The sequence below is a fragment of the Geodermatophilus sp. SYSU D00708 genome (assembly GCF_054050115.1).
Map to the genome: position 1 here is coordinate 111,031 of NZ_JBJGYS010000006.1, position 24,564 is coordinate 135,594.

The following is a 24,564-nucleotide window of genomic DNA, read 5'->3' on the forward strand; positions in this document are numbered from 1 at the left end:
GGCACCTCAGGCGGACGCGTCGGGCGCGCTCTCGCGCCGGGGGGTGACGGGCTGGGGGTCGACGAGGACCGCGCCCTCGTCGGTGACCTGCACGGCGTAGGTGGCCTGGCGGCCCTCCTGGTCCTCGGCCTCGCCGGTGCGCGGGTCGAACCGCCACTGGTGGCCCGGGCAGATGACCTGGCCGTTGAGGATCGTGCCCTTGGTGAGGAATCGCTCCTTGTGCACGCAGACGTCGTCCATCGCGAAGACCTCGTCGTCGACGAGGAACAGCGCGATCGGGCAGCCGCCGAGGCTGACCTGCTTGCGCTTGCGGCGGGTGAGTTCCTTCAGGTCGGCGACGTGCACCCAGGAGCCCGGCGCGGGCGCAGGTGTGGTGGTCGCGGAGCTCGCGGGCTGGCTCACGGGGGGCCTCCGGTCGAGGGCGTGCGGGGAGAACCGGCGCCGTGGCCGGCGGGGACGTGCGGGAGGCGGTCGTGCTCGACCGCGCGGACCGGGGCGCCGGGTGCCGGCACCCCGGTCCGGGGCCGGCCGTTCAGGCCGAGGCACCCTCGAGGTCGGGGGCGACGTAGGTGTCGTACAGCGCGCGGGTGTAGGAGTAGCGCATCTCCGCGCCCCAGCGGACGAACTGCAGGCAGCGCTGCTGCAGCTCCGGGGTGGTCGCGTTCTCGAGCACGATCTGGTAGCCGCGCTCGCCGTGCACCTCGTCGGAGGTGATGTGCAGGTCGAAGAACTCGATCTCGTCCTCGGTGAAGCCGTAGGTCTCCCGCAGCGGGATGATCTGCTTCTTGTAGATGCTGGGCACCTGCGACTCGAGCCCGACGATCAGCGCCGCGGTGGAGACCACGAAGTGCTCGCGCATCGCGGTCGCGTAGCACCAGGCCTGCAGGCCCCGGGTGACGGCGTTGGCGTTGTTCGGGTCCTCGATGCGCTCGCGGGTCGTGCCGCACGCCTCGCCGAACCGGATGAGCAGGTCGGTGTGGCGGATGTCGGCCAGCTCCTCCTCGTACATGTTCTGGAGGAGGAAGTCCTTGGCGTCGGTGAGGGTGTCCGGGGTCTGCGCGTAGATGTAGCCGAGGTAGTCGGCGAAGGGGCCGACGTACTGGTAGTGGTTCTCGGCCCAGCGGGCGAAGTGGTGGCGCTCGAGCTTGCCGTCGGCCCACGCCTGGCTGAAGGAGGCGTTCTTGGCCTCGCGGCCCTTGATCGCGTCCTGCAGCGCGACGCGGAAGTCCTCGGGGCTGAGCAGCTCGGTGCGGTCGAGCATCTGAGTCATGACATCGCCTTCTCGGTCGTCTCCAGCGGTGGCTGTGTGCCGATGAAGCTAGGAGCAGCGACGCCCTCCCGATGAGGGTCACAGTGCACATGGATGGGAGGGTTCGATGGGCAGTTCGACCAACGCGCGGGACGACGTCGGGCCGGAGACTCCTCGGTCGTGTCCGCTTCTCCCGTCGCTGCGCCGTCTGCGCCGCCCGCCGTCGCCGCCGGCCGGGTGAGCACCGGCCTGCGGCAGGCCCTGGTGGTGGCGCTGGCCGTGGTCAGCGGCGCGACCGACGCCATCGGCCTGCTGGCCCTCGGCGGGGCCTTCACCAGCGTCATGACCGGCAACCTGGTGATCCTGGGCGTCTCCGCGAGCTCGGCCGACGGCGCGCTGGCGATCGCCTCCGGTGGCGCGATCCTGACCTTCTGCGCCGGCGCCGCGCTCGGGGTCCGGCTGGCCGGGCACCCGCAGCCGGGCGACCCGGTGTGGCCGCGGCGGGTGACCCTGGCCCTCGCCGTCGAGTTCGTGCTGCTGGCCGGGTACGCGGTCGGCTGGTGGCTGACCGGCGGGGAGCCCGGGCCGGTGCTCACCCAGGTCCTGCTGTTCACGATGGCCCTCGCGCTGGGCATCCAGAGCAGCACCGTGCAGCGCTTCGGCGTCCCCGGGATGTCGACGACCTACCTCACCGGCACCCTGACCACGGTCGTCATGCGCCTGGTGTCCGGGCGCGGCTACCGCGAGGTGCGCTCGAGCGTGGAGATCATCCTCGGCCTGGTGGCCGGTGCCGCGGCCGCCGCGGGGCTGCTGCACCTCGCGCCGCCGGCCGCCCCCGTGCTGCAGCTGGCCGCGCTCGGCACCGTGGTGGCCGTGGCGGCGGTGCTCGGCCGGCACCGCTGACCGGCGCTTCCGCGCGCCCCCGCCCGGGTACCCCGGGGCCTCCTGCGACGACGGAGGACGCGATGACGACCCGGGCCGAACACTCCCTGCAGGTCGACGTGCCGGTGCGCACGGCCTACGACCAGTGGACGCAGTTCGAGGACTTCCCGCACTTCATGGGCGGCGTGACCGAGGTGCGCCAGCTCGACGACCGCCGGCTGCACTGGGTGGCCCAGATCGCCGGCGTCCGGCGGGAGTGGGAGGCGACCATCCTCGAGCAGGTGCCCGACACGCGGATCGCCTGGGCGGCGACCAGCGGCGCCACCAACGCCGGCGAGGTCCGGTTCGAGCCGGCGGGCCCGGCCTCGACGGTGGTGCACCTGACGCTGGAGTACGAGCCCGAGGGGCTGGTCGAGCAGGTCGGCGACAAGCTCGGCATCGTCGAGCGCCAGGTGCGCGCCGACCTCGAGCGATTCAAGGCCCTCGTCGAGGACGAGGGGTACGCGACCGGCGCCTGGCGGGGGTCGATCGACGCAGGCGCCGGCGTGCGGACCCCGGGTGTCGAGGACGCCGCGGCCACGCGCGGCGACAGCGGCAAGGCCGGGGTGTCGGGGACCGCGGTCGCCGCCGGCGCCGCCGCGGTCGCCGCGGGTGCCGCGGCCGTGGGTGCGGCGGTGGCGGCGGGCCGCTCCGGCGCCGAGGAGGAGCCCGACGACAAGCCGGGGCCGGTGCCCGTGACGCCGGCGGAGCGGGAGGCCGCCCGCACCGCCGAGCCGGCCCCGACCTCCTCCCCCGGGACCTCGCCGGCGGCGGTGGGGGTGCCGTCGGAGGTGCTCGACGAGGGGCCCGAGCCGATCGCCCAGCGCAGCCTCGACCCCGGCGTCCGGCGCGACGAGGACGGCACCGCCGACCGGCCGCGCTGACCGTCAGGCCCCGGTGCGGGGCCCCTGCCAGATGTCGATGCCGGCGTCCACCGCGTGCTCGTCGATCGCGGCCAGCTCCTCGTCGCTGAACGACAGCCCGTCCAGCGCGCCGACGTTCTGCTCGAGCTGTCCGACGCTGCTCGCGCCGATGAGCACGGTGGTCACCCGGGGGTCGCGCAGCGCCCAGGCCAGCGCCATCTGGGCCAGGCCCTGCCCGCGCCCCTGGGCGATCTCGTTCAGCGCGCGGACGTGCCGGAGCGACTCCTCGGTGAGCAGGTCGGTCGACAGCGACTTGTCCTGGCTGGCCCGCGAGCCCGCCGGGACGCCGTCGAGGTACTTGGTCGTGAGCATGCCCTGGGCCAGCGGCGAGAAGGCGATGCAGCCGGCGCCGACCTGCTCCAGGGTGTCGAGCAGGCCCTCGGTCTCGATCCAGCGGTTGAGCATCGAGTACGACGGCTGGTGGATCAGCAGCGGCGTCCCGAGGTCGGCCAGGATCGCCGCGGCCTTCGCGGTGTCCTCCGTGCCGTAGCTGGAGATGCCGACGTACAGCGCCTTGCCCGCCTGGACGGCGCTGTGCAGCGCGCCCATCGTCTCCTCGAGCGGCGTGGTCGGGTCGGGCCGGTGGGAGTAGAAGATGTCGACGTACTCCAGGCCCATCCGGCGCAGCGACTGGTCCAGGCTGGCCAGCACGTACTTCCGGGAGCCACCGCCCTGGCCGTACGGGCCCGGCCACATGTCGTAGCCGGCCTTGGTGGAGATCACCAGCTCGTCGCGGTAGGGCGCGAGGTCGTCGGCCAGGTGCCGGCCGAAGTTGGTCTCCGCCGACCCATAGGGCGGTCCGTAGTTGTTGGCCAGGTCGAAGTGCGTGATGCCCAGGTCGAAGGCGCGGCGCAGGATCGCGCGCTGGCGGTCGAACGGGACGTCGTCGCCGAAGTTGTGCCACAGGCCGAGGCTGATCGCCGGCAGGTCCAGGCCGCTGCGGCCGGTGCGCCGATAGGTCATCGAGTCGTAGCGGGCGTCGGACGCGCGGAAGGCCATGCCGTCGATCCAACCAGCAGGCGCGACGCCCGGCCTCACGTGCGGCCGAGGGCGGCCAGGCGCTCGGCCCGGGCGGCACGCAGCAGGTCGGCCACCCGCGGGTCGGCCAGCGTCTCGGGGCCGTGCACGCGCAGCTTGCGGAAGGACTTCCCGGTGCCGTCGAGCAGGCCGCCGTCGTCGAGCGCGGCGCCGTGGTTGAAGCCCAGGTTGAGCACCTGCCCGTAGACGGCGAGGTAGGCGTAGTGCTCGGTCGTCTTCTTCGGGCCCACGCCGTAGCCGACCGTCCTCTGGTGCGGCCACACGATGCGGACGACGTCCGGGTCGGTGCGCCGCACCAACTCGTCGGCGGCGCGGACGAGCGCGGCCACCTCCGGGCCGACGGCGGTGACCAGCGCGTCGAGGTCGTCGGGCACGGTGCGATCTCCTCTCGGTGCGGGGCCGGTCGGCCCTGGTCGGAGGCCCGTCAGGGCCTAGGGTCGGGGTCGACACCCTCGCGCCGTCCCCCGGGAGATGACCGTGCTCCGTTTCCTCGGACTCCTGCTGGTCGTCTGGCTGGTCATCACCGTCATCGGCGCCGTCGTGAAGGGCCTGTTCTGGCTGGTCGTCGTCGGCCTGCTGTTCTTCCTGCTCACCGCGGTCCTGGGCTGGGGACGGCAGAAGCACCGCATCTGACCGGGGTCAGCGGCGCACCGCCACAGGGACGCCGGCCAGCTGCCGGGACACCCCGCGCGCGGTCGCGATGACCGCGGGGACGTAGCTGGGCGCGGAGGTGTCCCCCGGCGGGACGACGACCGACACCGCGCCGACGACGACCCCGCCGCGGCCGACGACCGGTGCGGCGACGGCCAGCGCCGGCAGCGGCATCGTGCTGGTCGCCACGGCCACGCCCGCCCGGCGGACCTCGGCGAGGACGCGGCGCAGCCGGCCGGGCTCGGTGACGGTGTTGGCGGTGTAGCGCTCGAGCGGCCCCTCGAGGACGGCGTCCTGCTCCTCCTTGGGCGCCCACGCCAGCAGGACCAGCCCGACGCCGCTGGCGTGCAGCGGCAGCCGGCCGCCGATGCGGGTCGCCGTGGGGACCGCGCTCCGCGTGGCGAAGTGCTCCACGACGAGGGCGGCGCCGGCGTCGCGGACGGCGAGCTGGACGTTCTGCTGGGTCGCCTCGTAGAGGTCCTCGAGGAACGGCCGCGCGGTGTCCCGCAGCGCGCTGGCCCGCGGCGCGGAGGCGGCCACCTGCCACAGCCGCAGCCCGGCCCGGTAGCGCCCGTCGGGCTGCCGCTCCAGGCCACCCCACGCCGCCAGCGTCTGCACCAGCCGGTGCGCCGTCGACAGGGGCATGCCGGTCTGCCGGCTCACCTCGGTGGCCGACAGCCCGGCCGGGGCCGCACCGATCGCGTCGAGCACCTCGCACACCTTGGACGCGACGCTGCGCGACTCCCTGCCGGCCACCCCGACCTCTCCTTCTGCCACGGATTCTCCCGACTATAGGGAGGACTGTTGTCCGGGACACAGTGACCCGGGTCCCATGTGTACAAGCGGCCGGGACGACGACTCCCGGTACCACCGCCTCGGGTGCGGGCCCTCGCCCGCCCCGTCTCCCCCTCGCGTCCGGAAGTCCCGGACCCTGTCTGCGGAGGCAACGTGTCCATCGACGTGCTCGCTGTCGTCGTGCTGCTCGTGGTGTTCCTCGTGGGCACCATCAGCACGGTCAACATCGGCGCCCTGGCGCTCGTCGGGGCCTTCGGCCTCGGCACGCTCGTGCTCGGGGAGGACCTCCCCACCATCCTGTCCGGGTTCCCGGCCAACCTGTTCATCCTGCTGTTCGGCATCACCTACCTGTTCTCCGTCGCCGCCGCGAACGGCACGACGGAGTGGCTGGTCATGTCGATGGCCCGGCTGGTGCGCGGTAACGCCCGCGTCGTGCCGCTGCTGCTGTTCGCCGTCACCGCGGCCGTCACCTCGGCCGGCGCCCCCGGCCAGGCCGCGGCCGGCATCATGGCGCCGATCGGCCTCAGCCTGGCCCGCGAGTTCGGCATCAAGCCGCTGCTGGCCGGCCTCATGGTCGTGACCGGCGTCGGGGCCGGCACCTTCTCCCCGCTGTCGACCCTCGGGATCATCGCCAACGAGGCCGTGGCCAGCGAGGGCTTCGACGTCGGCCCGGTCACGCTGTGGCTGGGCACCCTGGCCTTCAACGTCGTCCTCGCGGTCGTCGTCTACGTCGTCATGGGCGGCCTGCGCGCCACCGGCCGGGGGCTGGACGACGCCGTCCGCGCCGCCGGCGGTCCGGCCGACGGCAGCGGCACCCCGCTGGAGTCCGCGCCGTCGGCGGGCACCGGCGGTGGCGGGGCGGCGACCGCCGTCCGCACCGCGGCGCCCACGGCGGTCCGGCCCCGGCTGGACGCCGCCCGCGTCACCACGCTGGTCGCGATCGCGCTGGTCGCGCTCGGCTCGCTGGTGATGGGCTGGGACATCGGGATGCTGGCGATCGTCGCCGCGGTCGTGGTGCACGCCGTGTTCCCGCGCAAGGAGAACACCGCCCACATCAGCTGGAACGTCATCCTGCTGGTGTGCGGCCTGGTCACCCTGATCGAGGTGCTCGACCGCGCCGGCACGATCACCCGGATCGGCGAGGCCGTCGCCGGCGTCGGCTCCCCCGTGGTCAGCGCCCTGCTGCTGTGCGGCGTGGCCGCGCTGGTGTCGGCGTTCGCCTCGAGCACCGGGGTGATCGGCGCGATCGTGCCGCTGGCGATCCCGCTCATGGCGCTGGGGCACCTCTCCCCCACGGCGGTGCTCATCGCCATCGCCCTGTCGGCCACGGTCGTCGACGCCAGCCCGTTCTCGTCCGTCGGCGCGCTCGTCGTCGCCAGCGCACCCGAGGACCAGCAGCGGTCGGTCTCCCGGAAGCTGCTCACCTTCGGCCTGACGATGATCGTCGTCGCGCCGCTGGCCTCCGTCCTGCTCTTCGTCCTGCCCGCCCAGCTGGGCTGACCTCCCGAACCACGAGAGGAGTGCGCCCCATGGCCGCACCCGCCTTCACGATGGCCTGCCAGGCCTACGACCGCATGCAGGCCCTGCGCGACGGCACCGTCCGCGTGGGCGGCGCCCAGCTGAACTTCCTGGACCTGCCGGTCGAGGAGACGTTCTTCCGGATGCTGAAGTTCGGCGAGTTCGACATCGCCGAGCTGTCCCTGTCCAGCTACGTCATGACGCTGAGCAAGGGCGCCCCGTTCGTCGCGGTGCCGGTGTTCCCGTCCCGGGCGTTCCGGCACAGCGGCATCTACGTCCGCGCCGACTCCGACATCAAGGACCCGGCCGAGCTCGCCGGCCGGACCGTCGGGGTGCCGGAGTACCAGATCACCGCCTCGGTGTGGATCCGCGGCATCCTCGCCGAGCACCACGGCCTGCCGGTCGAGTCGGTGCGCTACCGCACCGGCGGGCTGGACGAGACCGGCCGGACGGAGAAGGTGCGGCTGGACCTGCCGGCCGACGTCGAGGTGGCGCCCATCGGCCCCGCCGACACGCTGTCCCAGATGCTGCTCGACGGCGAGCTCGACGCGGTCTACAGCGCCCGCAACCCGGGGCCGTTCAACACCGCGGACGGCGGCGGGATCCGGCGGCTGTTCGCCGACCCGGCGGAGGTCGAGCGGCAGTTCCACGCCCGCACCGGCATCTTCCCGATCATGCACACGCTGGTGATCCGCCGGGAGGTCTACGAGCAGAACCGCTGGCTGGCCCAGGAGCTGGTCAAGGCCTGCGGCGCGGCCAAGGAGGTCGGCCTGGCCGGCATCGGCGAGACCGCCGCGCTGCGGTACGCCCTGCCGTGGCTGTGGGCCGAGGTCGAGCGCACCCGCTCGGCCCTCGGCGAGGACTGGTGGCCCTACGGCCTGGAGTCCAACCGGCGGACGCTGGAGACGTTCCTGCGCTACCACCACGAGCAGGGGCTCTCCCCCCGGCAGTACGAGCCGGAGGAGCTGTTCGCACCGGAGTCCCTGGCCTCGTTCGTCATCTGACACCGGGGCGTCCGCGCGTCCGGGACCGGGCGCACGGGGGCCGGTCCCGCGCCGTGGACGGCCCGCCGCCGACGGGGACGGCGAGCTGCGGGACCAACGGCCCTGCTGGGGGCGCCGACGGCTCGGCACCGTGGAGACGGCTCGTCCCACACCCCACCCGAGGAGCACCGAGTTGACCCTCGCCGCGCAGACGCCCCGACCCCGGTCCGCCCCCACCGCCCCGGTCGGACCCCGCCGCATCCCCGGTGGCGCACCGGACGGACGGCGCTGGGAGCTGGTCGTCGAACCGTCCGCCGTCACCGTGGTGATGTCCGACGCCTCCGTGGCCGAGGCCCACGTGTGGGAGCCGGACGAGGAGGTCGTCGTCGAGTTCTGGGTCGACGGCCCGGACCTGCCCGACCCCCTGAGCACGCAGCTGGTGGAGCAGGCCTTCGCCCACCCCGCCGTCCGGGCGGACCGCCCGATCCTGGTCTGCGCTCCCCGGCAGGACGGCGCGCTGGTGCACGAGGCGCGCCGGCGCATCGCGGGGGCGCGGACCCGTGCCGCCGGGACGACCTGCCTGATGGAGGGGCGGGTCAGCAACCGTCCCGCCGTCCCCCGGCCACGGGCCGCCGGCCGCTGAGCCCGCGGGGGCCGACGGGCGCACCTGCGCACCGGACGGCCCCGCCACCTGCGGCCGCGCGCGATCCTCTCCTGGGAGACTCCACCGTCGAACGAGAGGACCGGTGTGCCATGCCCGAGAACGAGCCGACAGTGGTGGACCGCCCCGAGGCCGGCCGGTTCGAGGTGCTGGTGGACGGCGCGGTCGCGGGGTTCGCCGAGTACCGGCGGACGGCGTCGTCGGTCGCCTTCACCCACACCGTCGTGGACCCGGCCTTCGAGGGCCGCGGGCTCGGCTCGGTGCTGGCCCGCGGTGCCCTGGACGCGACCCGGGACTCGGGGCGGTCGGTGTTGCCGTTCTGCCCGTTCATCCGCGGCTACATCCGGCGTCACCCGGCCTACCTCGACCTCGTGCCCGTCGAGCGGCGGGCGCAGTTCGACCTCGCCCCCGCCGCCGCCCCACCGGACCACTGACGCCCCGCCACCGAGAGGACCACCGCGATGACCACCACCGCCCCCGATCCCGCCGCGCTGGACGCCGAGCGCGCCCGTATCCGCGCCGCCCACCTCAAGCCGGCCGGCGAGCGCCCCGCCACGACTGCCCGCGGCCTGCACCACACAGCGCTGATCAGCAGCGACGTGGAGCGCACCGTGCGCTTCTACCAGGACGTGCTGGGCTTCCCGCTCACCGAGCTGATCGAGAACCGCGACTACCCGGGCTCGTCGCACTTCTTCTTCGACATCGGCAACGGCAACCTCGTCGCCTTCTTCGACTTCCCCGGCCTCGACGTCGGCCCCTACGCCGAGGTGCTCGGCGGGCTGCACCACATGGCGATCAGCGTCGATCCCGACCGGTGGCAGGAGCTGGTGCAGCGGCTCGCCGACGCCGGCGTGCCCCACGAGGTGCACAGCGGGGTGTCGGTGTACTTCCGCGACCCCGACGGCGCGCGCATCGAGCTGATCGCCGACCCGCTCGGGGAGATGTACGGCCACCACGTGCTCTGACCCCGCCCGGGGGCCGCACCCGCCCTCTCCCCCGGCGGGTGCGGCCTGACCTGGCCGTCTTCCGGCCGGCGCGCGTCCGGTGGCGCCGCGGGGCCGGCGACTGTGCTGCATCCCACTCGGACGCCGGAGTTCTGCCCCGACCAGCCCGTCCGTCCCACACATCCCAGGCTGTGACGGCCGTCATGGCGACAGTGCACATGACGGTACGTAACGTTTTGGCTGCGCTTCGCAGATGGAAGCGCGGCGCCGGTCCGCCAAACCCTGCCCACCGGTCGCCGTCCACGGAACCTCCGGGCAGGGGTGGGGGACCCACGTTCCTCGGCACGCCGCGGCTTCGGACCCGGCGCGCCTCGGGGTGAAGCCGCGACGAGCGGCCGGGCACCGATCGCCCGAACCCGACAGCTCACCTCGCCGGCGGCGATCGGAGACCACCCATGGCCAAGCACCGCGCGCCGCGCTATGTCCGCACCAAGAAGGCGATCGCCAAGGCCCCCGTCGCAGCCGGGGCCACCGTCGTCGGACTCGGCGTCCTGAGCAGCTCCCCCGCGCAGGCCGCGGACGGCAGCGCCCCCGCCGCCGCAGCGGCACCGCTCACCCCGACCCCTGCCGCCGAGACGGCCGCCGCCGCACCGGCGGACTCCTACACCGTCCAGAGCGGCGACACGGTGGCGGAGATCGCCGCGACGCTCGACCAGTCGTGGCGGGACCTGTACCAGCGCAACGTCGGCATCATCGGCGGCGACCCGAACCTGATCCTCCCGGGTCAGGTGCTGCTGGTGGCCGGCGACGCGCAGGCCGCCGCGGCGGCCCCCGTCGAGGTCGGCAGCGTGGGCAACTCGGCGCCCGTGGCGGCCGCCGCCCCGGCACCGGCCGCTCCGGCCGCGCCCGCTGCTGCACCCGCGCCCGCGCCCGCGACGGCGCAGATCACCAACAGCGCCGGGGCCGTGCGCCCGCAGGCCCAGGCGGCCGCCGACGCCGTCGTCACGAACGTGCCCGGCGCCGCCGGGATCACCATCGGCGGCACCCGCTCCAGCGCGGTCGACCCGCACGGTCACCCGTCCGGGCTGGCGCTGGACTACATGGTGCTGTCCGACGCCGCCCTGGGCGACGCCATCGCCCAGTACCAGATCGACCACTGGGACGAGCTCGGCGTGGAGTACGTCATCTGGCAGCAGCGGATCCTGACCTCCCCGACCGGCTCCTGGAAGCCGATGGAGGACCGCGGCAGCGCGACGGCCAACCACTTCGACCACGTGCACGTGAACTACGTCGGCTGACCCTCGGGCTGCCACGCCCAGGTTGCCGCACCGGAGCGACCCCCTGCCCGTCGAACGGGCAGGGGGTCGCTGTGTCGTACCGGGTCCGCGGACGACGGCTGCGGTCAGGCGGCGAGCACCACGCGGGCGTCGGTCCGGACCGGCGCCGGCCGCAGCGCGGTGACCGTGGCGACGGGCCGCGCCGTCCGCCGGGCGGCGCGCAGGACCCCGCAGATGACGAGGGCGCAGCACAGCCCGAAGCCCGCCGACAGGCACAGCACCGGCTGGCCGTGCAGCCAGGCGTAGACGACCCAGGTGGCGCACGAGCCCGCGCCCAGCCACCACCGCGCCGGGGACAACCCGGACAGGTCCTGGGTGGGGTCGCGCAGGAGGCTCAGCGGCTGCGGCACGGCAGCAGCCACACCCATCACGGTGATCACCGCGCCGAGCGTGGTGGCGACCACGGCCGGGGCGACCCCGAGCACGGCCACCGCGGCGGCGCTGCCGGCCGCCAGCGCGACGAGGGCTGCGCAGCCGGCCGCGGCCGGCAGGAGCACCCGCGTCGAGCGCAGCTGCGGTCGCGTGGCCAGCACGGCGACCAGCACCGCGGTGTTGCCCGCGCCGACGACGGCGTTGGTGAGCACCTGGGCCGGGTCAGCGGTGAGGACGCCGAAGGTCAGCCAGCACAGGTTGAGGCCGACGCCGAGCCAGGCGGCCGTCGGGGAGAAACCGAGGGTGCGGCCGTGCCGGCAGGACCGCCAGACCTGGGGCCAGATGTTGCAGATGCTGAGCGTGGCCGCGAAGAAGCCGAGAACGGCGATCATGGTGGAGCGGGAGATCCGTTCAGGTGACGTCAGATGGGCGTGGCCACCGGCCGGTGGGGATCAGCCGCACACCGGATCGGAACCCTCGTCACTGAGCGGAGCCGCAAGCGCTGCACGATGGCCACAGGGGTCATCGGCGCCGTCGACCGGTGACGGGAAGCGATTCGCCGTTATCTCCCTGTGACCCTGCTCATCGCCGTGGGCCGCGCCACTCGCCGTCGGCGGGCGCAGAAGCCGGTGGTGGACGCCGGCAGCTGGTCGCAGGGCCCCGGCGAGCAGGAGTTGCCGGGCCGGGTCGGTGCCCGACCGGCCACGTCCGGTGCGGCCGTTCCCCGGGATGGGCCTGGTCGTCGGCAGCCCACCGCGCCGGCTCCCGACGGGGTGGAGCGGGTCGTCGCCGCAGATCGGCACTGCCCGAACCAACTCGGGCCCAGTGTCAGCGGTTCACGCGGCGCCGGTTCCCGCGCCGTTGCTGGCCACGTGCGGGAGGCGCACCAGGTCGAGCACCGCCTGCGCGGGACTGCCGGGCGGGGCGACCAGCTGCAGCGGTTGCTGCTGAACGGCGAGCTGGTCGCGCAGCCGGTGCAGGACCTGCACACCCGCACTGGCCAGGTGGGTCACACCGGTGAGGTCGACGGTCAGCGGCAGCACCCCGCCGCGGGAGGCGCCGGACAGCGCGCGGGCGAACTCCTCGGCGGTGACGACGTCGACCGGGCCGCGGACCCGTAGCCGGGGGTGGCCGTCGCTGTGCTCGGCGTCGACGGTGAACTCCGGTCGAGGGACCGGCGCGGCCGGTGACGCGTCGGTGCCGGACCCGAGCATCGCGGGCCGGTGCAGCCGATGCCGGAGCACCACGACCGTGCCCTCGGTGGCGTCGGCGTGCGGTGGGTGGTGGACCTCGAGGTGGTCGATGAGCTGCTCGGCGAGCAGCAGTCCCCGCCCGCGGTGGGTGGTCGTCGGGTCGGGCTGCCGCCAGCGGCCCCGGTCGCTGATCCGGCACTCGAGGACGCCGTCAGCACCGAGTGCCGCCTGCAGCCGGACGGGCCCGGGCTGCCCGGGCGGGTAGGCGTGGTCGACGGCGTTGGCGACCGCCTCCCACACCGCCAGCTCCAGCGCCACACGGTCGCTCTCGGCGGGGTCGAGGGCGTCGAGCCACTCGTCGAAGCTGACCCGCAGCGGCCGCAGGCTCCCCCGGGTGGTCGGCGCCTGCAGGTCCAGCGGCTCGACGGGGGTGGGCAGGCGCTGGGCGGTCAGGACGGTGACGTCGTCGGCGTAGCCGGTGCGGGTGAGCAGCTCGACGGTGAGCTGGCAGACCCGCTCGGCCGAGGACGCGGCGGCGCGCAGCGGCAGTGCCCGGTTGGCGGCCGCATCGGCGGCGACGGTCGCCAGCTCGGTCATGCCGGCGTCGACGCTGCGGTTTGGGCGCTCGATCAGTCCGTCGCTGTAGAGCAGGACCAGCTCGCCGGGGCCGAGGGTGTCGTCGGCGAGGACCGGGGTGGAGCCCGTGCCCAGCGGACCTGTGCCGGTGTCGGCCAGGAACCGGGTGGTCCCGTCGGCGCCGACGACCAGCGGCGGGGGTTGTCCGCAGCTGGCGTAGCGCAATGCTCCCGTCGCCGGGTCGAGGACGACCAGGGCCAGCGTGGTCGCGCGCAGCACCGGGTTCCGCGCGGCGAACCCGTCGGCCCGGACCAGCGCGGCCAGCGGATCGGTCTCGGTGGCCAGCGCGTCGGCCAGCACCGCCCGCAGCTGCCCCATCGCAGCCGACGCGGCCACGCCGTGCCCGACCACGTCACCGACGATGAGGACCACGGTGCCGTCGGCCCGCGGGATGGCGTCGAACCAGTCACCGCCGGCGACCCGGTCGTGCGCGGCCACCAGGTACCGAGCGGCGATCCGCGCGCCGGGGAGCACCGGCAGCGCCGTGGGCAGCAGCGCCTCCTGCAACGCGGTCACGACGTCGCGGGCGTCCCGATAGCGCCGCTCGGCCTCGTCGACCTGCCGCTGCGCCGCCTGGCGCTCGCGGACGCGCTCGGTGACGTCGGTGGCGAAGGCGAGCAGCCCGATGACCGTGCCGTCGACCGCCCGGCGCGGGACACAGGTGAAGTCGGCGTACGACTCCTCGACCGCACCGGTCCCGTCCCGGTCGACCTGGACGCGCCACTCCCGGGCGGTCTGGGGCTCTCCGGTGGCGTAGACCCGGTCGAACATCTCGAAGACCTGCTGCCCGGCCAGCTCGGGCATCGCCTCGCGGATGGGGGTGCCGATGAACGCCGGCTTCCCGACGAACTCCCGATAGACGGCGTTCGCCGCCACGAAGGTGTGTTCCGGACCTTCCAGACCGACCAGCAGCAGCGGCATCTCCTCGAAGGCCGCGCGCACCGCCTCGGCCTCTCCCACCTGCCGCCGCAGCGCCTCCTCCTCGCCGCCGGCCCCGCCGCTGTCCTCCCCGCTCACCCCTACACCTTCTCCCGCCCGTGGCACCGCTGCCATCGGCGGGGTGCCGACCGGGATGGGGAGGCAGCGGCCGCGGTCGCCGTGGACGTCACCGCGGCGCAGGCAGGGACACCGGATCCCTGCTCACTCCGGTCGGGGCACTACACGTCGGCCCCGGCCGCACTGGGCGGCCGGGGCCGACGGGGTGGTACAGGTCGGTACAACCGATCTCAGTGCCGAGCGCGCTCACATCCCGGCGAGCCCGCCGGGACATCCGGCGAGATCCGCGCTGACATCCCGGCGAGCCCCGCCATCAGCTGCAGCCGCTGGTGGAGCCGCAGCCCTCGCAGACGTAGCAGCTGCCGGCCGGGCGCATCTTCGTGCCGCAGGTCATGCACAGCGGCGCGTCGGTGGCCGTCCCGGTGACCAGCTCGAGCAGCTCGGCCGAGGAGTGCGCCTCCTTGACCGGCTTGTCCGCCTTCGGCTCGGGCTTGGCCGGGCCCTCGGCCGGCGCGGAGGTGCGCAGCGCCTCCAGGTCGACCTCGTCCTCCTCGACGACCTCGGCGGTGGAGGCCGAGGTGCCGTAGCCGGAGACCTGGGCGGCCCGCTCCTCGGCGCTGAAGATGCCGAGGTTGGCGCGCTTCTCCACCGGCAGGTGGTCCAGCGCCAGGCGACGGAAGATGTAGTCCATCACCGACTGCGCGATCCGGATGTCCGGGTCGTCGGTCATGCCGGCGGGCTCGAACCGCATGTTGGTGAACTTCTGGATGTAGGTCTCCAGCGGCACACCGTGCTGCAGCGCGATCGAGATGCCGATCGAGAAGGCGTCCATGACACCGGCCAGGGTCGAGCCCTGCTTGCCCAGCTTGAGGAAGACCTCGCCGAGGCTGCCGTCCTCGTACATCCCGGCGGTCATGTAGCCCTCGGCACCGGCGACGCTGAACGACGTCGTCATGCTGGTCCGCTTCTTGGGCAGCCGCTTGCGCACCGGGTGCGACAGCGCCGCGGGAGCGGCGGCCGCGGTCTCCACCTTCGCGTCGGCCTTCTTGGCCTTGGCGTCGGAGAGCGGCTGGCCGACCTTGCAGTTGTCGCGGTAGATCGCCAGCGCCTTGAGGCCGAGCTTCCAGCCCTGGAAGTAGATGTTCTCGACGTCCTCGACGGTCGCCGTCTCCGGCATGTTGACCGTCTTGCTGATGGCGCCGGAGATGAACGGCTGCACCGCGGCCATCATCCGGACGTGGCCCATCGGGGAGATGGCCCGCTCGCCCATCGCGCAGTCGAACACCTCGTAGTGCTCCGGGCGCAGGCTCGGGGCGTCGACGACGTGGCCGTGCTCGGCGATGTACTCGACGATCGCCTCGATCTGCTCGTCCTGGTAGCCCAGGCTGCGCAGCGCCCGCGGCACGGTCTGGTTGACGATCTGCATGGAGCCGCCGCCGACCAGCTTCTTGTACTTGACCAGCGAGAAGTCCGGCTCGATGCCGGTCGTGTCGCAGTCCATCATGAAGCCGATGGTCCCGGTGGGGGCCAGCACGGAGGCCTGGGCGTTGCGCCAGCCGAAGTCCGCGCCGATCGCCAGGCACTCCTGCCACTGGGCCGTGGCGGCCTTGAGCACGTCGGCGTCGTCGGCGCCCACCGGACGGATGGCGTCGTTGGCCGCGGCGTGCTTGCGCATGACCCGCGCGTGGGCGTCGGCGTTGCGGGCGTAGCCCTCGTACGCGCCGACGATGCCGGCGAGCTCGGCCGAGCGGCGGTAGGCAGTGCCGGTCATCAGCGAGGTGATGGCCGCGGCGAGGGTCTGGCCGCCGCGCGAGTCGTAGGCGTGCCCGGTCGCCATCAGCAGCGCGCCGAGGTTGGCGTAGCCGATGCCCAGCTGACGGTAGGCGCGGGTGGTCTCACCGATCGGGTCGGTCGGGAAGTCGGCGAAGCAGATCGAGATGTCCATCGCGGTGATGACCAGCTCGACGGCCTTGACGAAGTTCTTGGCGTCGAACGTGCCGTCGTCCTTGAGGAACTTCATGAGGTTCAGCGACGCGAGGTTGCACGAGCTGTTGTCCAGGCTCATGTACTCCGAGCACGGGTTGGACGCGTTGATCCGGCCGGTCTCGGGGTTGGTGTGCCAGTCGTTGATCGTGTCGTCGTACTGGATGCCCGGGTCGGCGCACTCCCAGGCGGCCTGGGTGACCTTGCGGAACAGCGACTTGGCGTCGACGGTCTCGATGACCGCCCCGTCGAGCCGGGCGCGCAGGCCGAACTCGGTGCCGTCCTCGACCGCCCGCATGAACTCGTCGGAGACGCGGACGGAGTTGTTGGCGTTCTGGTACTGGACGCTGGTGATGTCCTTGCCGCCGAGGTCCATGTCGTACCCGGCGTCGCGCAGCGCGCGGATCTTGTCCTCCTCGCGCGCCTTGGTCTCGATGAACTCCTCGATGTCGGGGTGGTCGATGTCGAGGACGACCATCTTCGCCGCGCGGCGGGTGGCGCCACCGGACTTGATCGTGCCCGCGGAGGCGTCGGCACCCCGCATGAAGGACACCGGGCCGGAGGCCGTGCCGCCGGAGGACAGCAGCTCCTTGGACGAGCGGATCCGGGACAGGTTCAGGCCGGCGCCGGAGCCGCCCTTGAAGATGAGCCCCTCCTCCCGGTACCAGTTCAGGATCGAGTCCATCGTGTCGTCGACGGCGAGGATGAAGCAGGCGCTCACCTGCTGCGGGGCGCTCGTGCCGACGTTGAACCAGACGGGCGAGTTGAAGCTGAAGTACTGGTGCAGCAGCATCCAGGTCAGCTCGTGCTCGAAGATTTCCGCGTCGCCCTCGGTGGCGAAGTAGCCGTACTCGCGGCCGGCCTGCCCGTAGGTGAGCACGACCCGGTCGATCAGCTGACGCAGGCTGCTCTCCCGCTGCGGGGTGCCCACGGCGCCACGGAAGTACTTCGTGGTGACGATGTTGGTGGCGTTGATGCTCCACGAGGCGGGGAACTCCACGCCGCGCTGCTCGAAGTTGATCGACCCGTCCCGCCAGTTCGTCATGACGACGTCACGACGCTCCCAGGTCACCTCGTCGTACGGGTGCACCCCGGCGGTGGTGAAGACACGCTTGACCTTGAGGCCCTTCCCCCGGGTCGGCGCCTTGGCGGCGCGACGCGTGCGGCCGGTCAAGCGATCCTCGGTCTCGGTCACGGAGCTCTCCCTCTGTTGTGGGTCCTGCTGGTGGGGAAGGCGGCTGGGGAAGAGAGCCGCACTCTGTTCTAGCGGGTGGTGCTGACAGTTCTCAGGTGCCGGCGGCACTGCCGGCGGAGGCGGCCTGGCCCCGCCCACTCCCCCGCCGGCGCGGCGCCGGCGGGGTGTCCTGCATGCCAGGGAGCGGCGGGGTCCCGGCAGCGATGTGCCGGGCCCGGAGCTCGGTGATCTCCTTCTCGAAGTCCTCGAGCGAGGTGAAGGCGCGGTAGACGCTGGCGAAGCGCAGGTAGGCGACCTCGTCCAGCTCGCGCAGCGGCCGCAGGATCGCCAGCCCGACCTCGTGGCTGGGGACCTCCGCGGCCCCGCTCGCCCGAATGGCGTCCTCCACCTGCTGCGCGAGCTGCTGCAGCTGGTCCTCGTCGACCGGCCGCCCCTGACAGGCCCGGCGGACGCCGGCGACCACCTTGGTGCGGTTGAACGGCTCACTGACGCCGCTGCGCTTCACCACGGCGAGGACGGCCTCCTCCACCGTGGTGAACCGCCGTCCGCACGCGGGGCACGACCGGCGGCGACGGGTGGTCGCCCCCTCGTCGGCCTCGCGCGAGTCGATGACCCGGCTGTCGGGGTTGTGGCAGAAGGGGCAGCGCAAGGCGACTCCCCTCCCCTCGTGGTGGTCCGTCGATCGCTCCGCCCGGCCGGTGCGGCGGCCGCGGAGCGGCCGGAGCGCCGGGCCCGGGAGGTCGGCTGTGGACCCTCCTGGGGACATCCGGTGGACGCCACGGGGAGAACCTGAGGACCGGCCTGTGGACGGGCTTACAACGGTGCAACTACTAGATGTAGGGGAACCCTAGGCCGCGGCCCACAAGATCTGCAAGCCGGGACACGCCCTCGAGACACGGCCGTGACCAGGGACGCTCTGCCGTCACACCCGCCACGGCGATCCGTCGCGACACGCCCCGCGGGGGTCGCTCGGAGGCGCCGGAGGGGTGTATGGCGTGTCGGTGAGACGACCGCGACGACGGGACGGAACCGGGTCAGGCGCGGACGACGCCGTCGGCACGCGGGCTGCGCGGCCGCGGCACACGGTCCCCCAGGCGCAGGGGCCGGGTGAGGCAGTCGAGCTCGGGGCGCGGCGGGACGGCGACCGCCTGGAGGTCGACGCGGGTGTCGTCGTCGGCCGCCCGGTGCCTCCCGGCCACCGCAGCGGGCGCCCGGTGACGGCCGGCGAACGCGCTCCCGACCGCCGGCATCTCCGCGGTGACGTCCCCACCGTGCCGACGCCGGGACGGACCGGCACCCCCGGCCGGCGCCAGAGCCGGCGCGCCCAGCACACCGGCGACCAGCCGCTCGCGGGCCGCGGCGCGCCCGAGGTCGAGTACCGGCGCGCCGGCACCCGCACCGGGGACCGCCGCGGCGGCGCCGGCGGTCGCCGGACGCGGCTCGGGCAGCCGCAGATCGCTCAGGGCGGTCCAGATCTCGCGGTTCCGGCCGGCGACCGCCACCCGGACCCAGACCTCACAGGAGCCCTGCGCGTCGTGGCGCCAGCCGAGGATCGACCCCGGCCACCAGGCTCCGTCCACGGACACCTCGACCGACTGCGACTGTTGGGTGAAGACCGCTGCTCGGCCTCCGGACGTCCGCGACACGGCACTGACGTTAGGTGGCCCGATGACCACAGAGCGTCAACGTCTCCGCACGGAGGGTTGACGAACCTGGCCGGTCCGCCTTGTCGCTGTCTGGCCTCGGCCGGGACCGCACCCGGGCGGCGGCGCGGTTCGTCGGCGACGTCAGGGCAGCTGGAGGACCTGGACGTCAGGGCAACTGGAGGACCTGGCCCGGGACGACCCGGGCGCCGTCGAGGTCGTTGATCTGCTCGATGGCGTCGACCACGGCGCGCACGTCCTCGTCCGGCCCGGCGAAGTCGGCGGCGATCGACCACACGCTGTCCCCGGCCTGCACGACGACGCTGCGCTCTCCGGCCAACCGCAGGTCGCCGTCACCGCCGGCCACCAGGGGACCGAGCCACGACCCCAGCGCCACGCCGGCACCCAGAGCGAGGACCACCGACAGCCGGCGGGCCCGCTGGGTGAGCCGCAGCCGCGATCCGGCGGCACCGCCGACCCGGCCACACCCCCCGCGCACCGGGCGACCCGACGGCGCACCAGGCACCGCCGCTCCCGCCGGACGCGCCGGCACCGGGCGCGCCACCCGGGGCCGCACGGGCACCGGCCGGGCCGCCCCGACACCCGGACGAGCAGCCTCAAGAACCGCCGGCCGGGACGGCGCCTGCACCGCCGGCCGGCCGACATCGACCCGGGACGGGACCGTCCGCGACACGGCGGGCCGCGGCGAGCGCCCCGGCTCGCTCCCGGCACCGCCCGGCACCGCCCGGAGCCGGGGCCGCCAGGGCACCTGCACCGCGTCGTCGAAGTCCAGCACCGCCTGCTGCACGCCTGCCACGACCACTCCTCCCGACCGACCCCGCACCGTCGAACGTCTGTTCGATTCGAACGTCTGTGCGATGTCTACCGGACGGGTCCGACAAACACCATCCCGCCCCGCCGAGCACTTCGAACATGTGTTTGATCGAGGGCCCTGAGCACGCTACGGTCGGTCCCGACGGACGAGACGTGCTGCGGTGAGCAGCCGACGAGGAGGCGACGGTGGCGGAGAAGAGCGGGACGTCGGGGAGCCGCCGGAGGACGGCCGGCACGCCGGCGACCACCGAGACGGCAGCCGTGCGCACCTTCCCCGACCGGGGTGAGGCCGGCGACGGCCTGACCCAGCGGCAGCGCCGCGTCCTCGAGGTCATCCGCGACTCGATCGACCGCCGCGGGTACCCGCCCTCGGTGCGCGAGATCGGTGAGGCCGTCGGCCTGTCCTCGGCCTCCTCGGTGGCCCACCAGCTGACGGTCCTGCAGAAGAAGGGCTGGCTGCGCCGCGACCCGAACCGGCCCCGGGCCCTCGACGTCCGCCTGCCCGGCGACGCCCCCGCGGAGCTCGTCGCCCCGGCCGCCCCCGCCGGCGTCGAGGAGGGTCCCGCCCCGACCTACGTGCCCCTGGTGGGCCGGATCGCCGCCGGTGGCCCGGTGCTCGCCGAGCAGGCCGTCGAGGACGTCTTCCCCCTGCCCCGCGAACTGGTCGGCGAGGGCACGCTGTTCATGCTGAAGGTGGCCGGTGACTCGATGGTCGAGGCCGCCATCTGCGACGGCGACTGGGTCGTGGTGCGCCAGCAGCCGACCGCCGAGAACGGCGAGATCGTCGCGGCCATGATCGACGGCGAGGCGACGGTCAAGACCTACAAGCGCCGCGACGGTCACGTGTGGCTGCTGCCGCACAACCCCGCGTACGAGCCGATCCCCGGTGACGAGGCGACCATCCTGGGCCGCGTCGTGACGGTGCTTCGCCGGGTCTGACGCGCGCCCCGCGCGCTCAGCTCAGCGCCGCCGCACGCTCAGCACACGCCCCGCCGCACACTCAGGAGCGGCGGCGCAACCTCCCGACGATCCACACCAGCGCGGCGGCGACGACCGCAGCGAGCACGCCGGCCGCGATGACCGTCGCGCCGCCGTCGTCGGTGCTGAGCAGGTCCGGCACGGAGCCGTCCGCCGACCCGGAGGCCGCGGCCGGGCTGGGGACCGCGCTCAACGGGACGACCGTGACGTCGGCCGGCAGCCCCTCGCTGGACACGACCAGACCGGTCGTGTCGGCGGTGAAGCTGATCGCCTCACCCTGCGGCGACTCGGGCAGGGGCAACCGGACCGGGTCGGCGGCCAGCGCACCGGCCACGTCGGATCCCGACAACGGCCACACGTAGGCGTCGGTGTAGGTGCGCAGCGCGACGAAGCGGCCGTCGGGCGAGACCGCTCCCCCGGTGACCATCAGCTGGCCGGCGCGCCCGACGGGGCCACCGGGAGTGCCGGTGAGCGTGAACTCGACGCCGGCCACCTCGGTGAGGCCGACCGTGCCGGCGTCCACGAGGGCGCTCACGGGGCGGTACACCTTGCTCGCGCCGAGCACCTCCTTGGACACCAGGTAGGGCGTGCCGTCGGGGGCGAGCAGGAGCGCCTCCACGTCGCGTCGTCCCTCGGGGAAGGCCAGCCGGTAGACCTCGGTGGTGTCGTCCGGGCGAAGGGCGATGAGCGCCACCGTCTCCCGCGTGCCGTTGTTGTCCCCGGTGTCGGCCAGCCACACCGTCCCATCGGCCGCCACCGCGAGGTCCTCGGGGTCGTAGGGGTCCACCGCCGCGCTGCGCACGTCGATCACCAGGCAGGTGGCGTCCAGGACGTACACGTCGACCCGGTCCCCGCCGTCGTCGATGGCCAGCATGCGGTTCCCCACCACCGCCAGGCCGGAGAGCTCCGGCAGGCGCGGGTCGGTGACCTGGCACTGCGTGCGCGGGCCCGCGGCCTCCTCGGCGTACGCGGGCACGCCGGCACCCTGCACGAGCGTCAGTGCGAGGGCCGACCCCGCTGCCAGACGCCGTACCGCGGAGCCGCTACGCGGACGGGTGGCCAGCTCGGGCACCCACCCAGCGTGACATCGCGACTGCGTCCAGTGCGTGAACCACGCCCAACAGCAGGATGCCGACCGACGCTCCGACCACGGCGTCGGTGACCCAGTGGAAGTCCAGGGACACCATGGCCACGCCGGTGGCGACCGGTCCGGCCACGCTCAGCAGCCGGAACGTCCGCTGCACGCCGGCCGAGAGACGGAACTCCACCGCCTGCCAGCGGGCGACGCCCCACATCAGCACCGCGTTGGCCACGTGGCCCGACGGATAGGACTGGCCGTCGCGGTGGAAGAACGACCCCGGGTAGGCCGGCGCGGTGCGCCCCGTCCCGTACTTGAAGCCGTAGACGACCACGGTGAGCAGCGCCAGCGCGACCAGGACCCGTAGCAGCGGCACGACCGTCCGGCGCGACCAGAGCAGGTAGCTCACCAGGACCGCCAGGACGATCAGGATGAAGCCGCGCCCGCCGAGCTGGGTGACCGCCCAGACCGGCCAGTACGCCGCGGAGTCCTTGAGGTCCCAGGAACTGACCACCTCGGAGACCCGCAGGTCCATCCGCTCGAGGACGCCGCGGCTGAGCAGGTCGGCGGTGACCGCCACGGTGACGAGCAGGGCCGCGCCGAGCAGCCACCACGGCGGCCGGCCGGCGGAGACGACCCGCTCGTGCGGCGCGGTCGCGACGTCGCCGGCCGCTGGGCGCTCGCCCGGCCGTCGCCGCACCGCGCCGCTGGTCACGTCCTCACGGTACCGGGACGTGACCCGATCGTGACCTCGGCTGACCGGAACGGGCGCGCCACCCCGGTCAGCCGACCGGAGCGGCGAACTCCTCCAGGGCGGCGGCGAGCGCGCCGTCCACCCGGGCGGTCAGCCGGGTCCCGCCGGCCTCGTGCTCCTCCCGGAGCACCTCGCCGTCGCGGTGCACGCGCGCGACCAGGTCGCCGCGGTCGTAGGGCACCAGCACGTCGACGTCGACGTCCGGGCGGGGCAGCCGTGCGGCGACGATGTCACGGAGCTGCTCGACGCCCTGCCCGGTGCGGGCGGACACCCACACCGCGCCGGGCAGCGCCCGGCGGAGCATGAGGATGTCCTCCTCGCTCATCGCGTCGACCTTGTTGACGACGATCAGCTCGGGCACCGCCGAGGCGTCGATCTCCTGGAGGACGACGTGGACGGCGTCGATCTGGCCCAGCGGGTCGGGGTCGGAGCCGTCGACGACGTGCAGCAGCAGGTCGGCGGCGGCCACCTCCTCGAGCGTGGACCGGAAGGCGTCGACCAACTGGTGCGGCAGGTGCCGCACGAAGCCGACGGTGTCGGTGAGGGTGTACTCCCGGCCGTCCGGGGACTGCGCCCGCCGGACCGTCGGGTCCAGGGTGGCGAACAGGGCGTTCTCCACCAGCACCCCGGCGCCGGTCAGCCGGTTGAGCAGGCTGGACTTGCCGGCGTTGGTGTAGCCGGCGATCGCCACGCTCGGGACGGCGTTGCGCCCCCGGCTGCTGCGCTGGGTGGCCCGGGCGGTGGCCATGCCGGCGATCTCCCGCCGCAGCTTGCTGACCCGGGCGCGGATGCGCCGTCGGTCGGTCTCGATCTTCGTCTCACCCGGACCGCGGGTACCGATGCCGCCACCGCCGGCGACCCGGCCACCGGCCTGCCGGGACAGCGACTCACCCCACCCGCGCAGCCGGGGGAGCATGTACTGCATCTGGGCCAGCTCGACCTGCGCCTTGCCCTCCCGGCTCGACGCGTGCTGGGCGAAGATGTCGAGGATCAGCGCGGTCCGGTCGACCACCTTGACCTTGAGGATCTTCTCCAGCGCGTTGAGCTGGCCGGGCGTCAGCTCGCCGTCGCAGATCACCGTGTCGGCGCCGGCCGCGGCGACGATGTCGCGGATCTCGGCGGCCTTGCCCGAGCCGACGTAGGTGCCCGCGTCGGGCTTGTCGCGCCGCTGGCTGACCGCCTCCAGGACCTGCGAGCCGGCGGTCTCGGCCAGCGCGGCGAGCTCGGCGAGGGACCGGTCGGCGTCGGCCTGGGTCCCCTCGGTCCAGACACCGACCAGCACGACGCGCTCCAGGCGCAGCTGGCGGTACTCGACCTCGGTGACGTCGGCGAGCTCGGTGGACAGGCCCGCCACGCGGCGCAGCGCGCCGCGCGCCTCGAGGTCGTAGGAGCCCGTCGTCTCCTCCGGCTCGCCCCACCGCTCGGCGGGACGGGTCGCCTCCTCGGCCGGCTCGGGGGCGGCGCGCAGGGCCCGCTCCTCGGCGCCGCCGTGGCCGGCGCGGTTCTGTGCTGTCGTCATCGTGTCCAGCGTGGCACGCCCCACCTGCCGGGGCATCTGAGTTGTCATCGCCCGGTACAACACCGCGGCCGCCCGGGACCATCCCGACGCGTGACCGGGGCGGCGCCGGGTAGGGCCGGACCCCGACGACCACGAGGAGGCCGAGCATGACCGAGAGCAGCAGCCCGGGCGCCGACGAGGAACTCGACGACCCGGGCCGCGACCCCAAGGGCCTCGACCCGCCGCGCAACCCCCTGGGCGCCGGTCCCGACCAGGACAGCGGCCGCGGCCGGCCGTCGGGCAGCCCCGGCACCGCCGGCGAGTCGATGATGCCGGAGGCTCCGGAGGGCGAGGAGACGCCGAAGAGCTGAGGGACTCCGCGGG

At 74.0% G+C, this 24,564-nt stretch carries 25 protein-coding genes; 11 read left to right on the forward strand and 14 right to left on the reverse strand.

The window, feature by feature from the left end; genetic code table 11:
• Window positions 1-6: 6 nt before the first annotated feature.
• The gene (locus tag ACI79D_RS07605) at window positions 7-402 is read right to left on the reverse strand and encodes a Rieske (2Fe-2S) protein (RefSeq protein ID WP_456917723.1); all 396 of its coding nucleotides are present in this window, start codon (window positions 400-402) and stop codon (window positions 7-9) included.
• Window positions 403-532: 130 nt separating this feature from the next.
• The gene (locus tag ACI79D_RS07610) at window positions 533-1,270 is read right to left on the reverse strand and encodes a TenA family transcriptional regulator (RefSeq protein WP_456917724.1); all 738 of its coding nucleotides are present in this window, start codon (window positions 1,268-1,270) and stop codon (window positions 533-535) included.
• A 159-nt stretch (window positions 1,271-1,429) separates the two neighbouring features.
• On the opposite strand from ACI79D_RS07610, the gene ACI79D_RS07615 reads away from it, so the two are divergent.
• Entirely contained in the window at window positions 1,430-2,152 is a 723-nt protein-coding gene (locus ACI79D_RS07615; RefSeq protein WP_456917725.1) for a YoaK family protein, read from the forward strand.
• A 62-nt stretch (window positions 2,153-2,214) separates the two neighbouring features.
• A complete protein-coding gene (locus ACI79D_RS07620; RefSeq protein WP_456917726.1) occupies window positions 2,215-3,054 on the forward strand; it encodes an SRPBCC family protein in 840 nt (279 codons plus the stop codon).
• A 3-nt stretch (window positions 3,055-3,057) separates the two neighbouring features.
• On the opposite strand, the gene mgrA is transcribed toward ACI79D_RS07620, so the two are convergent.
• On the reverse strand, window positions 3,058-4,092 hold the full coding sequence (gene mgrA / locus ACI79D_RS07625) for an L-glyceraldehyde 3-phosphate reductase (RefSeq protein WP_456917727.1): 1,035 nt from the start codon (window positions 4,090-4,092) through the stop codon (window positions 3,058-3,060).
• A 35-nt stretch (window positions 4,093-4,127) separates the two neighbouring features.
• The gene (locus tag ACI79D_RS07630) at window positions 4,128-4,505 is read right to left on the reverse strand and encodes a hypothetical protein (protein ID WP_456917728.1); all 378 of its coding nucleotides are present in this window, start codon (window positions 4,503-4,505) and stop codon (window positions 4,128-4,130) included.
• A gap of 103 nt (window positions 4,506-4,608) precedes the next feature.
• Between ACI79D_RS07630 and ACI79D_RS07635 the strand changes: the two genes are divergently transcribed.
• On the forward strand, window positions 4,609-4,764 hold the full coding sequence (locus ACI79D_RS07635) for a hypothetical protein (RefSeq protein ID WP_456917831.1): 156 nt from the start codon (window positions 4,609-4,611) through the stop codon (window positions 4,762-4,764).
• A 6-nt stretch (window positions 4,765-4,770) separates the two neighbouring features.
• On the opposite strand, the gene ACI79D_RS07640 is transcribed toward ACI79D_RS07635, so the two are convergent.
• The gene (locus ACI79D_RS07640) at window positions 4,771-5,559 is read right to left on the reverse strand and encodes an IclR family transcriptional regulator (protein ID WP_456917729.1); all 789 of its coding nucleotides are present in this window, start codon (window positions 5,557-5,559) and stop codon (window positions 4,771-4,773) included.
• Between the two features lie 171 nt (window positions 5,560-5,730).
• On the opposite strand from ACI79D_RS07640, the gene ACI79D_RS07645 reads away from it, so the two are divergent.
• The 6 genes from ACI79D_RS07645 (at window position 5,731) to ACI79D_RS07670 (ending at window position 10,981) form a co-directional block, all read left to right on the forward strand.
• A complete protein-coding gene (locus ACI79D_RS07645) occupies window positions 5,731-7,077 on the forward strand; it encodes an SLC13 family permease (protein WP_456917730.1) in 1,347 nt (448 codons plus the stop codon).
• A 29-nt stretch (window positions 7,078-7,106) separates the two neighbouring features.
• Entirely contained in the window at window positions 7,107-8,099 is a 993-nt protein-coding gene (locus ACI79D_RS07650) for an ABC transporter substrate-binding protein (protein ID WP_456917731.1), read from the forward strand.
• Between the two features lie 172 nt (window positions 8,100-8,271).
• On the forward strand, window positions 8,272-8,721 hold the full coding sequence (locus ACI79D_RS07655) for a hypothetical protein (RefSeq protein WP_456917833.1): 450 nt from the start codon (window positions 8,272-8,274) through the stop codon (window positions 8,719-8,721).
• Window positions 8,722-8,792: 71 nt separating this feature from the next.
• Window positions 8,793-9,173, forward strand: coding sequence for a GNAT family N-acetyltransferase (locus ACI79D_RS07660; protein WP_456917826.1), 381 nt, complete (start codon window positions 8,793-8,795; stop codon window positions 9,171-9,173).
• A 27-nt stretch (window positions 9,174-9,200) separates the two neighbouring features.
• On the forward strand, window positions 9,201-9,704 hold the full coding sequence (locus ACI79D_RS07665) for a VOC family protein (protein ID WP_456917732.1): 504 nt from the start codon (window positions 9,201-9,203) through the stop codon (window positions 9,702-9,704).
• A gap of 434 nt (window positions 9,705-10,138) precedes the next feature.
• Window positions 10,139-10,981, forward strand: a complete 843-nt coding sequence (locus ACI79D_RS07670; RefSeq protein WP_456917733.1) for a LysM peptidoglycan-binding domain-containing protein — start codon at window positions 10,139-10,141, stop codon at window positions 10,979-10,981.
• A gap of 104 nt (window positions 10,982-11,085) precedes the next feature.
• On the opposite strand, the gene ACI79D_RS07675 is transcribed toward ACI79D_RS07670, so the two are convergent.
• From ACI79D_RS07675 to ACI79D_RS07700, 6 genes are all read right to left on the reverse strand, one after another.
• Complete coding sequence (locus ACI79D_RS07675) at window positions 11,086-11,784, reverse strand: SemiSWEET transporter (RefSeq protein WP_456917734.1); 699 nt, start codon at window positions 11,782-11,784, stop codon at window positions 11,086-11,088.
• 444 nt (window positions 11,785-12,228) lie between these two features.
• Window positions 12,229-14,238, reverse strand: a complete 2,010-nt coding sequence (locus ACI79D_RS07680; RefSeq protein ID WP_456917735.1) for a SpoIIE family protein phosphatase — start codon at window positions 14,236-14,238, stop codon at window positions 12,229-12,231.
• Between the two features lie 292 nt (window positions 14,239-14,530).
• Window positions 14,531-17,395, reverse strand: coding sequence for a vitamin B12-dependent ribonucleotide reductase (locus tag ACI79D_RS07685; RefSeq protein ID WP_456917736.1), 2,865 nt, complete (start codon window positions 17,393-17,395; stop codon window positions 14,531-14,533).
• Window positions 17,396-17,486: 91 nt separating this feature from the next.
• Window positions 17,487-18,044: a transcriptional regulator NrdR gene (nrdR, locus tag ACI79D_RS07690; protein ID WP_456917737.1), complete on the reverse strand. Its 558-nt coding sequence runs from the start codon at window positions 18,042-18,044 to the stop codon at window positions 17,487-17,489.
• Window positions 18,045-18,429: 385 nt separating this feature from the next.
• Window positions 18,430-18,975 (reverse strand): hypothetical protein, encoded by a 546-nt coding sequence (locus tag ACI79D_RS07695; protein ID WP_456917738.1) that lies wholly within the window; start codon window positions 18,973-18,975, stop codon window positions 18,430-18,432.
• 232 nt (window positions 18,976-19,207) lie between these two features.
• A complete protein-coding gene (locus tag ACI79D_RS07700) occupies window positions 19,208-19,537 on the reverse strand; it encodes a LysM peptidoglycan-binding domain-containing protein (RefSeq protein ID WP_456917739.1) in 330 nt (109 codons plus the stop codon).
• Between the two features lie 521 nt (window positions 19,538-20,058).
• Between ACI79D_RS07700 and lexA the strand changes: the two genes are divergently transcribed.
• The gene (gene lexA, locus ACI79D_RS07705) at window positions 20,059-20,811 is read left to right on the forward strand and encodes a transcriptional repressor LexA (protein WP_456917740.1); all 753 of its coding nucleotides are present in this window, start codon (window positions 20,059-20,061) and stop codon (window positions 20,809-20,811) included.
• Between the two features lie 61 nt (window positions 20,812-20,872).
• On the opposite strand, the gene ACI79D_RS07710 is transcribed toward lexA, so the two are convergent.
• The 3 genes from ACI79D_RS07710 to hflX all read right to left on the reverse strand — a co-directional run bounded on the left by ACI79D_RS07710 (window position 20,873) and on the right by hflX (window position 24,201).
• Entirely contained in the window at window positions 20,873-21,826 is a 954-nt protein-coding gene (locus ACI79D_RS07710; RefSeq protein ID WP_456917741.1) for a hypothetical protein, read from the reverse strand.
• A 67-nt stretch (window positions 21,827-21,893) separates the two neighbouring features.
• The gene (locus ACI79D_RS07715) at window positions 21,894-22,643 is read right to left on the reverse strand and encodes a phosphatase PAP2 family protein (protein WP_456917742.1); all 750 of its coding nucleotides are present in this window, start codon (window positions 22,641-22,643) and stop codon (window positions 21,894-21,896) included.
• Between the two features lie 67 nt (window positions 22,644-22,710).
• On the reverse strand, window positions 22,711-24,201 hold the full coding sequence (gene hflX, locus ACI79D_RS07720; RefSeq protein WP_456917743.1) for a GTPase HflX: 1,491 nt from the start codon (window positions 24,199-24,201) through the stop codon (window positions 22,711-22,713).
• A gap of 146 nt (window positions 24,202-24,347) precedes the next feature.
• Between hflX and ACI79D_RS07725 the strand changes: the two genes are divergently transcribed.
• Window positions 24,348-24,551, forward strand: a complete 204-nt coding sequence (locus ACI79D_RS07725; RefSeq protein ID WP_456917744.1) for a hypothetical protein — start codon at window positions 24,348-24,350, stop codon at window positions 24,549-24,551.
• Window positions 24,552-24,564 lie beyond the last annotated feature (13 nt).